The following is a 13,304-nucleotide window of genomic DNA, read 5'->3' on the forward strand; positions in this document are numbered from 1 at the left end:
AGGGCGAAACCGTGCCTCCCCAGCGAAGCTGGGGAGGTGTCCGCGAAGCGGACGGAGAAGTCATGGGCTCCGGCACGGAGGCTCATGACCCCTCCGGCCCTCCGGGCCACCTCCCCGCGCGCTTCGCGCACAGGGAGGAGGACTTCAGAACAGCCCGACGATCTTGCCGTCGGGTCCGATGTCGATGCTGTTGGCGGCCGGCACCCGGGGCAGGCCCGGCATGGTCATGATGTCGCCGCAGACCGCGACGACGAACTCGGCGCCGGCTGACAGGCGGACCTCGCGGACGGTCACGACATGGTCCGTCGGCGCGCCCTTGGCGTCGGGGTTGGTCGAGAAGCTGTACTGGGTCTTGGCGATGCAGACCGGCACCTTGCCAAAGCCCATCGCCTCGAACGAGGCGAGCTGGTCCTGCACCGGCTTGGCGATGGCGATGTCGCGGGCGCGGTAGATTTCCTTGGCGATGGTGCGGATCTTCTCCACCAGCGGCATGTCGTCGGGATAGAGGAGCTTGAGGTTGCTCTTGCCGCTGTCCGCCACCTTGACCACGGCGCGCGCCACGTCGGCGGCGCCCTTGCCGCCCTCCGCCCAATGGTCGGCCATCACCGCCTCGACGCCGAGCTTGGCGCAAGCCGACTTCACGAGATCGATCTCGGCCTCGGTGTCGGCGCTGAAGCGGTTGATCGAGATCACCGGCTCGAGGCCGAACTTGCGCACGTTCTCGACGTGCCGCTGCAGGTTCGACATGCCGGCTTCGAGCGCCTTCAGGTTCTCGCTCTTGAGATCCTCCTTCTTCACGCCGCCGTGCATCTTCAGCGCGCGGATGGTGGCGACCAGCACCACGGCGTCGGGCTTCAGCCCGGTCTTGCGGCACTTGATGTCGATGAACTTCTCGCCGCCCAGGTCGGCGCCGAAGCCGGCCTCGGTCACCACGTAGTCGGCGAGCTTGAGCGCCGTCGTGGTGGCCAGCACCGAATTGCAGCCGTGGGCGATGTTGGCGAACGGCCCGCCATGAATGAACGCCGGCGTGCCTTCCAGCGTCTGCACCAGGTTGGGCGCCAGCGCGTCCTTGAGCAGCACGGCCATCGGCCCGTGCGCCTTGAGGTCCGCTGCGCGCACCGGCTTGCGCTCGCGCGTGTAGGCCACGATGACGTTGCCCAGCCGCGTCTTCAGGTCCTCGAGGTCCTTGGCCAGGCAGAAGATCGCCATGACCTCGGAGGCCACGGTGATGTCGAACCCGTCCTCGCGCGGGAAGCCGTTGGCGACGCCGCCCAGCGACGACACGATCTGGCGCAGGCTGCGGTCGTTCATGTCGATCGCGCGGCGCCAGGCGACGCGGCGGCCGTCGATGCCGAGCGCATTGCCCCAGTAGATGTGATTGTCGATCAGCGCCGAGAGAAGATTGTGGGCGGCGCCGATGGCGTGGAAGTCGCCGGTGAAGTGGAGGTTGATGTCCTCCATCGGCACGACCTGGGCGTAGCCGCCGCCGGCCGCGCCGCCCTTCATGCCGAAGGAGGGGCCGAGCGAGGGCTCGCGCAGGCAGAGCATGGCCTTCTTGCCGATATGGTTCAGCGCGTCGGTGAGGCCGACCGTGGTCGTGGTCTTGCCTTCGCCGGCCGGCGTCGGCGAGATCGCCGACACAAGGATCAGCTTGCCGTTGGGCTTGCCCTGCAGCGACTGGATGTAGTCCATCGACACCTTGGCCTTGTAGTGGCCGTAGGGTTCGAGGTTCTCCGGCGCGATGCCGAGCTTCTCCTTCGCCAGCTCCATGATCGGCCGCTTCTTCGCTTCCTGCGCGATCTGGATGTCGGTCTTCGGATTGGTGTGCTGAGACGCGGGCATCGGACGTTTCCTTCTCAACGACGTTTCTGTGGGCCCGACTCACCTTCTTTCATGTTCCTCTCCCCCTTTGGGGGAGAGGTTAGGTGAGGGGGCGATCGCAGGCTTTCCCGTTAAATCTCCCCCTCACCCAGCCTCTCCCCCAACGGAGGAGAGGAGCATGAGAGCAGGACGAGAGGCATCGGTTGCCTCACGCCAGCCTCGCGCCGACGGCGAGCTTGGCGGCCGCGGCCCATTCGCCGGCGGCCACCTTGGGGCCGTCGGCCGGCTTGACGCGCAGCACCTTGATGCGGCCGTCGGGCACCACGACGGTGAACCCGTCGCCCGACACCTCGACGACCTCGCCGTACTTGCCGCCGATTCCCTTGGGATCGCGGGCCGGCAGGGGCTCGATGTCGAAGATCTGCAGGGTCTTGCCGTCCAGCGTCGTCCAGGCGCCGGGTGCGGGGTTGCAGCCGCGCACCAGCGGGTCGATCTGGCGCCACGACTTGCCCCAGTCGATGCGGGCGATGTCGGCGGTGGCGCGGCCCTCGTAGGTCGCCTTCGCCTCGTCCTGCTTGATGCGCGGCGCCTTGCCGGCCTTCACCAGGTCGACCGATTCCAGCATGGCGTCGACGCCCATCGGGAACAGCCGGTCGAAGTAGACCGATCCCAGCGTGTCCTTCGGCCCGATCGGCGTCATCTTCTGCAGCAGCACGTCGCCGGTATCGAGGCCGTTGTCGGGCCAGAAGATCGACAGGCCCGTCTCCTTCTCGCCCAGGATGATCGGCCAGTTGATCGCCGAGGCGCCGCGATAGGCCGGCAGCAGCGACGGATGGTACTGGATCGAGCCGTGGGTCGGGATGTTGAGGAACTCCTCGGGGACGAACAGGGTGACGAAGGCCATGACCTGCAGGTCGGGCTTCAGCGCCTTGAACTCCTCCCAGACCTCGGGCTTGCGGTAGGAGGCCGGCTGGAACACCGGCAGCTTGGCCGCCAGCGCCGCCTCCTTCAGCGGATCGGCCTTCTGGCCGGGCTTCTCCGGCGCCACGTAGACGCCGACGATGTTCTCGCCGCGCTTCAGCAGCGCTTCCAGCACGGCCTTGCCGAAGGCCTGCTGGCCATGGACCACGATGCGCATGGTGCTACTCCGCCGCCTGTGCCTTGGGTGCCTCGCCGGTCGCGCCGGATGCCTTGATCGTGGCGATCTCTCGCGGCGTGAACTTCAGGACCTTGCTCAGGATCTCGTCGGTGTGCTCGCCCAGCAGCGGCGAGCGCTTCACCTCGGTGATCGAGTCGGAGAGCTTGATCGGGTTGCCTACCGACAGGTACTTGCCGCGTGTCGGATGGTCGACCTCGACCACGGTGCCGGTCTCGCGCAGCGACGGCTCCTCCGCCAGCTCCTTCATCGACAGGATGGGGCCGACCGGAATGTCGAGCGCGTTGCACTCGGTCATGACCTCGAACTTGGTCTTGGTCATGGTCCACTGCTCGATGCGCTCGAAGATCTGCTTCAGCCGCGGCAGCCGCGCGGGCGGCTTGGCGTAGTCCGGATGGGTCTTCCAGTCCGGCTCGCCGATCATGTCGCAGATCTTCTCCCACACCGGCGCCTGGGTGATGAAATAGATGTAGGCGTTGGGATCGGTCTCCCAGCCCTTGCACTTCAGGATGACGCCGGGCTGGCCGCCGCCCGAATCGTTGCCGGCGCGCGGCGTGGCTTCGCCGAACGGGATGCCCTGGCCGTACTGCGTGTATTCCTTGAGCGGGCCGTGGGCGAGGCGCTGCTGGTCGCGCAGCTTGACCCGGCAGAGGTTCAGCACGCCGTCCTGCATCGAGGCCAGCACGCGCTGGCCGCGGCCGGTGCGCTTGCGCTGGAAGAGGGCGCAGGCGATGCCGAGCGCCAGGTGCAGGCCAGTGCCGGAATCGCCGATCTGGGCGCCGGTCACCAGCGGCGGCCCGTCGAGGAAGCCGGTGGTCGAGGCCGCGCCGCCGGCGCATTGCGCCACGTTCTCGTAGACCTTGCACTCCTCGTAGGGTCCGGGGCCGAAGCCCTTGACCGAGGCCACGATCATGCGCGGGTTCAGGGCGTGGATGCGCTCCCAGGTGAGCCCCATGCGGTCGAGCGCGCCGGGCGCGAAGTTCTCGACCAGCACGTCGCAGGTCTTCACCAGGCGCTCGAGCACCTTCATGCCCTCCTTGCTCTTGGAATCGAGCGTGATCGACCGCTTGTTGTGGTTGAGCATGGTGAAGTAGAGGCTGTCGGCGTTCGGCACGTCCTGGAGCTGGCCGCGCGTGATGTCGCCGGTGCCCGGGCGCTCGACCTTGATCACGTCGGCGCCGAACCAGGCCAGCAGCTGGGTGCAGGTCGGTCCCGACTGGACGTGCGTGAAGTCGAGGATCTTCACGCCGTCGAGCGCCTTGCCGTCCTTGCCCCAGGGCTTGGCCGAGACCTTCGGCAGGTCGCTGCCCTTGGTCTTGGCGGCCTTCGCCTTGCCGGCGACGACCTTGAGCGACTGCTTCTTCGCCTTCTTCGCGGCCTTGTCCTTGTCCTTGCCCTTGGCTTTCGCCTTCTTGTCTTTCTTCTTCGCCATCTCAGTCTCCGATCGTAATGTGTCGTCGAGGCCGCGCGGCTACTTCTTGCGCAGCTTGCTTTGCGGATTGAGGTTGCCGATGCGGCCGCTCTCGCTGCCGGCGGCGGGGTCGATCACGGCGTTGATCAGCGTCGGCTTGCCCGAATCGAGCGCCTGGTTGACGGCGCGCTTCAGCTCGTCGGGCGTGGTGGCGTTGATGCCGACGCCGCCGAACGCCTCGGCCATCTTGTCGTAGCGCGCGCCCTTCACGAAGGCGGTGGTCGCCGGATCGGCACCGCCGCCGGCATTGACGTCGACGCCGCGGTAGATGCCGTCGTTGTTGAACACCACGACGCAGACCGGCAGTCCGTACCGGCAGATCGTCTCGATCTCCATGCCGCAGAAGCCGAAGGCGCTGTCGCCCTCGACGGCCAGCACCGGATGGCCGGTCTCGACGGCGGCGGCGATGGCCGAACCCATTCCGACGCCCATGACGCCCCAGGTGCCGACGTCCAGCCGCTTGCGCGGCTTGTACATGTCGATGGCGCCGCGGGCGAGGTCGAGCGTGTTGGCGCCCTCGTTGACCAGGATCGTGTCGGGCCGCTCCTTGATAATGGTGCGCAGCGCGCCCAGCGCGCCGTGGTAGTCCATCGGCGTCTTGTTGTTCATGAAGCGCGGCGCCATCTTGGCGACGTTCTCGTCGCGCTTGGCGGTGACCGTGCCGGTCCAGTCCGCCGGCGCGCCGGCCCATTTGGCCCCCATGCCGTCGATCAGCGCCTGGACGCAGGAGGCGATGTCGCCCACCACGGGCGCCGCGATCTCGACGTTGCTGTCCATCTCGCGTGGCTCGATGTCGACCTGGATGAACTTCTTGGGCGCCTCGCCCCAGGCCTTGCCCTTGCCGTGCGACAGCAGCCAGTTGAGCCGTGCGCCGATCAGCATCACGACATCCGAGTCCTTCAGCACCGTCGAGCGGGCGGCGCCGGCGCACTGCGGATGGGTGTCGGGCAGCAGGCCCTTGGCCATGCTCATCGGCAGGAACGGCACGCCGCTCTTCTCGACCAGGGTGCGGATCGCCTCGTCGGCCTGGGCGTAGGCCGCGCCCTTGCCGAGGATGATCAGCGGGCGCTTCGCCGCCTTCAGCACGTCGAGCGCGCGCTGCACGGCGGCCGGCGCGGGGATCTGGGCCGGCGCGGGGTCGATCACCTTGACCAGCGACTTCGCGCCGGCATCGGCATTGATCACCTGGGCGAACAGCTTGGCCGGCAGGTCGAGGTAGACGCCGCCGGGACGGCCGGACACCGCGGCGCGGATGGCGCGCGCGAAGCCGATGCCGATATCCTGCGCGTGCAGCACGCGATAGGCCGCCTTGCACAGCGGTTTGGCGATCGCGAGCTGGTCCATCTCCTCGTAGTCGCCCTGCTGCAGGTCGACGATCTCGCGCTCCGACGAGCCCGAGATCAGGATCATCGGGAAGCAGTTGGTCGTGGCGTGGGCGAGCGCCGTCAGGCCGTTCAGGAAGCCCGGCGCCGAGACGGTGAGGCAGACGCCGGGCTTCTTCGTGAGGAAGCCCGCGATCGCCGCGGCGTAGCCGGCGTTCTGCTCGTGGCGGAAGGACAGGACGCGGATGCCGGCGGCCTGGGCCAGGCGGCCGAGATCGGTGATGGGAATGCCCGGCACGCCGTAGATCGTGTCGATGCCGTTCAGCTTCATCGCGTCGATGACCAGGCTGAAGCCGTCGGTCAGCTCCTGCGCGTCGTCTTCCTGTGCCTTCAGTGCGGCCTCGGCCATGGGTTCCTCCCGTTTCTCGTCAGTCCAGATAGTCGGCGTGCTTGGCGACGTGCTCGGCCAGGCCGAGCGCGTGCTGGCGCACCAGGTCCTCGGCGCGTTCCGTGTCGCGCGCCTCCAGGGCCTGGATGATGTTCATGTGGTCGCGGATCGACCGGTCGGCGCGGTCGTCCTGGCCGATCGTGCTGCCGCGGATCATCCGCATGTGGGTGAACAGGTTCTCCGCCAGCCGGATCAGCGCCTGGTTGCCGCTGAGCTCGATGATGGTCTGGTGGAAGGCGATGTTGACCTCGGAATACTCGTCGAGCTTGGCGTGCAGCCGGTCGCCCTCGAAGGTCGCGAACATGCGGCGCAGGCCCGCGATGTCGCCGTCGGTGGCCGACTGGGTGATCAGCCGCGCCGCCATGCTCTCCAGCGCCGCCCAGGCCTGGATCAGCTCGATCACCTCGCGCTTGGTCTTGCGCACGACATAGACGCCGCGCCGGGGCACCGAGCGGACGAAGCCCTCGCGCTCGAGCTGCGCCATGGCCTCGCGCACCGGCGTGCGCGAGATGCCGAAATCCTGCGCAAGCTGGCGCTCGTCGAGCCGGATGTCGGTGCGCGAGCGGTAGATGCCGCAGGACACGATCACGTCACGCAAGGCCGCATAGGCCTTGTCCTTGAACGTCTCCCGACTGTCGATCGGGGCGACCACGAGGCGGGCTTCGCTCATGGAATCAGGTTGTCCCTCCCGCCAGCCGGCCCCCACCGGCTGGATACATTATTCATTATTCCACGGCGCCATGCCCGTCCAGCCGCCCGACCGCCCGCCGGGGCCGGTCAGGACGCGGGACGCGGGGGCGAAAAGCGGCCGTAGAGGGACGAGATCGCCGGCCAGAACAGGGCGACCAGACCCAGGACCATGATCGTGCTGACCAAGCCGTTGGAGAAGAACACGCCCAAGCTGCCCTGCGAGATCAGCAGCGACTGGCGGAAGGACTCCTCGGCCTTGTCGCCCAGGACGATCGCCAGGACGAGCGGCGCCAGCGGGTAGTTGGTCTTCTTCAGCAGGTATCCGGCGACGCCGAACACCAGCATCATGACGATGTCGAAGGTGTTGTTGTGCACGGTGTAGGCGCCGATGGCGCAGATCACCAGGATGATGGGCGCGATGATGCCGAACGGCACGCGCAGGATGGCGGCGAAGACGGGCACCATGGTGAGCACGATGATCAGCCCGACCACGTTGCCGAGATACATGCTGGCGATCAGTCCCCAGACGAAGTCCTTCTGCTCGACGAACAGCAGCGGACCGGGCTGCAGGCCCCAGATCAGCAGGCCGCCCAGCAGCACGGCGGCGGTGGGCGAGCCCGGCACGCCGAGCGACAGCATCGGCAGCAGGGCCGAGGTTCCCGCGGCATGGGCCGCCGTCTCCGGCGCCACCACGCCCTCGATCTCGCCGGTGCCGAACTTGGCGCCGTTGCGCGAGGCGCGCTTGGCGATGCCGTAGCTCATGAACGAGGCCGGGGTCGCGCCGGCCGGCGTGATGCCCATCCAGCAGCCGATCAGGCAGGAGCGCAGCGAGGTCATCCAGTAGCGCGGCAGCTTCTTCCACGTCTGCCACACGACGGCGGGGTTGATGCCCGAGGCCTTGCCCTTGAAAGACAGGCCTTCCTCCATGGTCAGCAGGATTTCGCCGATGCCGAAGAGCCCGATGACGGCGACCAGGAAGTCGAAGCCGCTCAGCAGCTCGGTCGAGCCGAAGGTCAGGCGCAGCTGGCCGGTCACCGTGTCGGTGCCGACCGCGGCCAGCGCGAAGCCTATCATCATGGCGGCGATGGTCTTGGTCGGCGGCTCCTTGCCCATGCCGACGAAGCTGCAGAAGGCGAGGAAGAAGACAGAGAACTTCTCGGCCGGACCGAACTGCAGCGCGAAGCTCGCGACCAGAGGCGCCGCCAGCGTGATCACGATGACGGCGAACAGCGCGCCGACGAAGGACGAGGTGAAGGCCGCCGTCAGCGCCTCGCCGCCCTGTCCCTTCTGGGCCATGGGATGGCCGTCGAAGGTGGTGGCGACCGACCAGGGCTCGCCCGGGATGTTGAACAGGATCGAGGTGATGGCGCCGCCGAACAGCGCGCCCCAGTAGATGCAGGAGAGCAGGATGATCGCCGAGGTCGGCGACATGCTGAAGGTGAGGGGAAGCAGGATCGCCACGCCGTTGGCGCCGCCCAGCCCGGGCAGCACGCCGATGATCACGCCCAGCACGATGCCGATCACCATGTAGAGCAGGTTGTCCCAGCTCAAAACCACGGCGAAGCCGGCCATCAGGTCGCCAACGCTCTCCATGCCGAAGCTCTCCCCGCGGTCTCGCTACAGGCCCAGCCAGTCCTCGATCGGTCCCTTGGGCAGGGGCACGAGGAACCAGATTTCGAACGTCACGTAGGCCAGGACCGGCAGGCCGAGGCTGATCGCGAGCGTGAGCAGCCATCCGTAGCGGCCGATCCAGCGCATGAAGCCCGCGATCAGGAGCGCGGAGGAGAGATAGATGCCGAGCCAGGGAATGGCGGCCACGTACAGCGTGAGGGGCACGACCACCTTGAGGACCTGGCCGAGCTCGCCCCAGGTCGCGAACGTTCGGCGGCTGCCGTGGCTGAGCGCCCTCACCAGGTTGAAGGCGCTGGTGGCGACGACGATCAGGCCGATCCAGAACGGGAAGAAGCCCGACATCGGGCCTTCCGCGCCCCAGCCGGTTCCGACCTTCAGGCTGCCGGCGATGGTCACCAGCCCCAGCAGGATCATGAAGGCAGCGACGCCTGCCTCGACGAGGTGCTGCCGCGGGCCGCGCGTGGCGGGCTCATCTGCCGGATGGGTCATGACTCTTCGATTTCCGAATGGACTGTAGGGCCGGCGCCGGGCCGGGAGCGCTTCTCGCTCCCGGCCGTGCGCGGCCGTTCGACGGCACGGTCAGTTGGTTGCGAGGAAGCCCGCTTCCTTCATGAGGTCGCGATGCCGCTTCTCCTCGTTCTCGACCCACTTGGCGTATTCCGGTCCGGTCATGAAGGACTGGTTGAAGGCGCCGTCCTTCATGAGCTGCGCCCATTCCGGCGTCTCGCGCACCTTCTTCAGCAGGTCGATGTAGAAGGCCACCGCCTCCTTCGGCACGCCGGCCGGCATGAAGATGCCGCGCAGCATCAGGTACTCGATGTCGAGCCCCTGCGACTTGCAGGTCGGGATGTCGGACCACGACTTGCCGCCGGCCATCGGCTCCTTGCCGGACAGCGGCTTGCCGTCGAAGACGCAGAGCGGGCGGACCTTGCCGGCGCGCCATTGTGCGACCGCCTCGATCGGGTTGTTGACGGTGGCGTCGACGTGCTTGCCGACGAGCTGGACCGCGACCTCGCCGCCGCCCTTGTAGGGAACGTAGGTGAACTTCCCCCCGATCGCCTTCTCGAGGGCGACGGTGATGATCTGGTCCTCCTGCTTGGAGCCGGTGCCGCCGATCTTGATCTGGCCGGCGGGCGCGGCCTTCACGGCCGCCACGAACTCCTGCGCGGTCTTGTAGGGCGACTCGGCGTTGACCCAGAGGACGAACTCGTCGAGCGCGAGCATCGCGACCGGCGTCATCTCCTTCCAGCTCACCGGAATGCCGGTCGCCAGCGGCGTCGTGAAAAGGTTCGACAGGGTGATGACCAGCCGGTTGGGATTGCCCTTCGAATTCTTGATCTCGAGGAAGCCCTCGCCGCCGGCGCCGCCGGCCTTGTTCACCACCACCATGCTCTGCTTCATCAGCTTGTGCTTGGTGATGATCCCCTGGATCATGCGCGCCATCTGGTCGGCGCCGCCGCCGGTTCCCGCCGGAACGATGAACTCGACGGTCCGTGTCGGTTCCCAGGCGGCGGCTGGCGTGGTGTAGAGGCTGACGGCCAGCGTCGCTGCCATGGCAGCGAGCGCCCCCGAGCGGAGCGTGTGGGTCATGATTTTGTTTCCTCCCGATCCACCATTTTTGGTGGATTTGCGAACGATATTACAATGATCGCGGCAACCGGTCGAGCGGCCGCCTCGGCATGATCGACAAGCTCGAGTATCTGATCGCGCTCGCGCGGGAGAAGAACTTCGGCAAGGCGGCCGAGCAGTGCGGCGTCACCCAGCCGACCTTTTCCGCCGGCATCAAGCAGCTCGAGGATTCGCTGGGCGTTCTGCTGGTGCAGCGCACCTCGCGCTTCCTCGGCTTCACCGCCGAGGGCGAGCGCGTGCTCGACTGGGCCCGCACGATCGTCGCCGACACGCGCGCGATGCGCCAGGAAGTGCAGACCCTGAAGCAGGGGCTGAGCGGGCATCTCAAGATTGCCGCGATCCCCACGGCGCTCGCCATGGTGTCGGCGCTCACCACGCCGTTCCGCGCCAAGCATCCCAACGTGAAGTTCACCATCCTGTCGCGGACGTCGGCCGAGGTCCTGTCGATGCTCGAGAACCTCGAGGTCGATGCCGGCCTGACCTACATCGACAACGAGCCGCTCGGCCGCATGCGCGCGGTGCCGCTCTACCTCGAGCAGTATCGCCTGCTCACCTCCGCCGACAGCCCGCTCGGCGAGCGCGACCGCGTGACCTGGGCGGAGGTCGGTCGCATCCCGCTCTGCCTGCTGACGCCCGACATGCAGAACCGGCGGATCATCGACAGCCTGCTCAACGCCGCCGGCGAGCGACCCGAGCCCACGCTGGAATCGAACTCGATGATCGTCCTGTTCTCCCACGTCCGGACCGGGCGATGGGCGAGCGTGATGCCGGCCAAGCTCGCCGACACGCTCGGCCTCACCGAGAAGTTGCGTGCGATCCCGATCGTCGAGCCCGAGGCCGTCCACCAGATCGGTCTGGTGGTGCCGCTGCGGGAGCCGATGACGCCGCTGGCGTCGGCGCTGGCGGCAGAGGCGGCTCACTTGGCGCGCACGTTCGACTGACTATTAGTGGTGTTTATGTCTCTCCATTACTATATATAGATTTTTTGATTGAGCAATCAAGATTGAGAAGCTCAAGGCGATAGATTTTTTCTATCGTCCCACACGTTCGCTTTATTGCGCCGGCGCCACGTGAAGCGCAAAGCTTCTCCAGCAAACGCCGAACGGCCAGTAGCCACGGAGAACGCCGCGATGACGGCCTGGAGCGAAACGCAAGCCGCCGAGATCATCGACCGTCACGCCGCCCGCGACGGCGCGTTGCTGCCCATCCTGCACGACATCCAGAGCGCGTTCGGCTGCGTCCCGCCGCCGGCGGTGCCCTTCGTCGCCGAGGCGTTGAACCTGACGCGGGCGGAAGTGCACGGCGTCGTGTCGTTCTACCACGACTTCCGCGAGCGGCCGGCGGGCCGCCACGTGCTGAAGCTCTGCCGGGCGGAAGCCTGCCAGTCGGTTGGCGGCGAGGCGCTCGCCCGCCGCATCCTCGATCATTTCGGCGTGGACTGGGAGGGAACGACGGCCGACGGCCGCGTCACCGTCGAGGCGACCTACTGCCTGGGCCTGTGCGCCTCCGGACCGTCGGCCCTGCTCGACGGCCAGCCGCTGGGGCGGCTCACGCCGTCGTCGATCGCCGACATCTCGCGCGAGGTCGGCTGATGGCCACGCGCATCTTCGTCCCGCGCGACGCGGCGGCCCGCGCCGTCGGCGCCGACAAGGTCGCCGCGGCGATCGCCGACGAGACGAGGCGCAAGGGTCTCGCCGTCGAGATCGTGCGCACCGGCTCGCGCGGCCTTTTCTGGCTGGAGCCTCTGGTCGAGATCGAGACGCCGGGCGGCCGCATCGGCTTCGGGCCGGTGGAGGCGCAGGACGTCGCCGGCCTTTTCGCCGACGGGTTGCCGCCGGCGTCCCATCCGCTGTGCGTCGGCCGGCCCGAGGAGATTCCCTTCCTCAAGAAGCAGACGCGCATCACCTTCGCGCGCTGCGGCATCATCGATCCGCTGTCGCTGGCCGACTATCGTGCCCACGGCGGCGGGCGCGGCCTCGAGCGGGCGCGCAGCATCGGGGCGGCGGCGACCGTGGCCGAGGTCACGAAGTCGGGCCTGCGCGGCCGCGGCGGCGCGGGCTTTCCGACCGGCATCAAGTGGAAGACCGTCGCCGATACCGCCGCCGACCGGAAGTACATCGTCTGCAATGCCGACGAGGGCGATTCGGGCACCTATGCCGACCGCATGATCATGGAAGGCGACCCCTTCCTGCTGATCGAGGGCATGGCGATCGCCGGCTTCGCCGTCGGCGCGACGAAGGGCTACGTCTACATACGCTCGGAGTATCCCGACGCCATCCGCGTCATGGAGCAGGCCGTGGCCCTCGCCGGGCGCGAAGGCATCCTGGGCGAGTCGGCGGGCTTCGACATCGAGATCCGGGTCGGCGCCGGCGCCTATGTCTGCGGCGAGGAGACCTCGCTGCTGGAAAGCCTCGAGGGCAAGCGCGGCCAGGTGCGTGCCAAGCCGCCGCTGCCGGCCCACAAGGGCCTGTTCGGCCGGCCGACCGTGATCAACAACCTGATCTCGCTGGCCACCGTGCCGGCGATCCTGGCCGACGGCGCCGATGCCTATGCCGCGCTGGGCATGGGCCGCTCGCGCGGCACCATGCCGATCCAGCTCGCCGGCAATGTCCGGCATGGCGGCCTGTTCGAGGCCGCCTTCGGGCTCACCCTCGGCGAGATCGTCGACGGGATCGGCGGCGGCACGCGCAGCGGCCGGCCGGCGCGCGCCGTGCAGGTCGGCGGCCCGCTCGGCGCCTACTTCCCGCGCAAGCTGTTCGACACGCCGTTCGACTACGAATCCTTTGCCGCCCTCGACGGGCTGATCGGTCATGGCGGCGTCGTGGTGTTCGACGACACGGTCGACATGGCGCATCAGGCGCGTTTCGCGCTGGAGTTCTGCGCCATCGAATCCTGCGGCAAGTGCACGCCCTGCCGCATCGGCTCGGTGCGCGGCACCGAGACAATCGACAAGATCATCCGCGGCGAGCGCGTCGCGGCCAACCTCGCGCTGATCACCGACCTCTGCCAGACGCTGAAGTTCGGCTCGCTGTGCGCGCTGGGCGGCTTCACGCCCTATCCGGTGATGAGCGCCATCCGGCATTTCCCCGAGGATTTCGACCGCCCGCCCCTCGAGGCCGCGGCGGACTAAGGAGC

The 13,304-nt window shown here is 67.9% G+C and carries 11 protein-coding genes; 3 read left to right on the forward strand and 8 right to left on the reverse strand.

The annotated features are described in order from the left end of the window. Positions 1 to 144 precede the first annotated feature (144 nt). From ACO073_RS10605 to ACO073_RS10640, 8 genes are all read right to left on the reverse strand, one after another. Positions 145 to 1,842, reverse strand: coding sequence for a formate--tetrahydrofolate ligase (locus ACO073_RS10605; RefSeq protein ID WP_421997252.1), 1,698 nt, complete (start codon positions 1,840 to 1,842; stop codon positions 145 to 147). Positions 1,843 to 2,029: 187 nt separating this feature from the next. Next, positions 2,030 to 2,959 (reverse strand): methionyl-tRNA formyltransferase, encoded by a 930-nt coding sequence (locus ACO073_RS10610; protein WP_421997253.1) that lies wholly within the window; start codon positions 2,957 to 2,959, stop codon positions 2,030 to 2,032. Between the two features lie 4 nt (positions 2,960 to 2,963). Continuing rightward, positions 2,964 to 4,409 carry a formyl-CoA transferase gene (gene frc, locus ACO073_RS10615; RefSeq protein WP_421997254.1) on the reverse strand — a complete coding sequence of 482 codons (1,446 nt, stop codon included), beginning with the start codon at positions 4,407 to 4,409 and terminating at the stop codon, positions 2,964 to 2,966. A gap of 39 nt (positions 4,410 to 4,448) precedes the next feature. Then, a complete protein-coding gene (gene oxc, locus ACO073_RS10620; protein ID WP_421997255.1) occupies positions 4,449 to 6,179 on the reverse strand; it encodes an oxalyl-CoA decarboxylase in 1,731 nt (576 codons plus the stop codon). Between the two features lie 19 nt (positions 6,180 to 6,198). After that, entirely contained in the window at positions 6,199 to 6,888 is a 690-nt protein-coding gene (locus ACO073_RS10625; protein WP_421997256.1) for a GntR family transcriptional regulator, read from the reverse strand. Between the two features lie 107 nt (positions 6,889 to 6,995). Continuing rightward, the gene (locus tag ACO073_RS10630; protein WP_421997258.1) at positions 6,996 to 8,501 is read right to left on the reverse strand and encodes a tripartite tricarboxylate transporter permease; all 1,506 of its coding nucleotides are present in this window, start codon (positions 8,499 to 8,501) and stop codon (positions 6,996 to 6,998) included. 24 nt (positions 8,502 to 8,525) lie between these two features. After that, positions 8,526 to 9,029, reverse strand: a complete 504-nt coding sequence (locus ACO073_RS10635; protein WP_421997259.1) for a tripartite tricarboxylate transporter TctB family protein — start codon at positions 9,027 to 9,029, stop codon at positions 8,526 to 8,528. A 90-nt stretch (positions 9,030 to 9,119) separates the two neighbouring features. Continuing rightward, the gene (locus ACO073_RS10640) at positions 9,120 to 10,130 is read right to left on the reverse strand and encodes a Bug family tripartite tricarboxylate transporter substrate binding protein (RefSeq protein ID WP_421997260.1); all 1,011 of its coding nucleotides are present in this window, start codon (positions 10,128 to 10,130) and stop codon (positions 9,120 to 9,122) included. A gap of 89 nt (positions 10,131 to 10,219) precedes the next feature. Between ACO073_RS10640 and ACO073_RS10645 the strand changes: the two genes are divergently transcribed. The 3 genes from ACO073_RS10645 (at position 10,220) to ACO073_RS10655 (ending at position 13,299) form a co-directional block, all read left to right on the forward strand. After that, positions 10,220 to 11,110: a LysR family transcriptional regulator gene (locus ACO073_RS10645; RefSeq protein WP_421997262.1), complete on the forward strand. Its 891-nt coding sequence runs from the start codon at positions 10,220 to 10,222 to the stop codon at positions 11,108 to 11,110. A gap of 189 nt (positions 11,111 to 11,299) precedes the next feature. Then, positions 11,300 to 11,761 carry a formate dehydrogenase subunit gamma gene (locus ACO073_RS10650; protein WP_421997264.1) on the forward strand — a complete coding sequence of 154 codons (462 nt, stop codon included), beginning with the start codon at positions 11,300 to 11,302 and terminating at the stop codon, positions 11,759 to 11,761. After that, a complete protein-coding gene (locus tag ACO073_RS10655) occupies positions 11,761 to 13,299 on the forward strand; it encodes a formate dehydrogenase beta subunit (RefSeq protein ID WP_421997265.1) in 1,539 nt (512 codons plus the stop codon). Before ACO073_RS10650 ends, ACO073_RS10655 begins: the two co-directional genes overlap by 1 nt. The last annotated feature ends 5 nt before the right edge of the window (positions 13,300 to 13,304 follow it).

The organism is Reyranella sp. (assembly GCF_965229815.1).
Lineage (GTDB): Bacteria > Pseudomonadota > Alphaproteobacteria > Reyranellales > Reyranellaceae > Reyranella.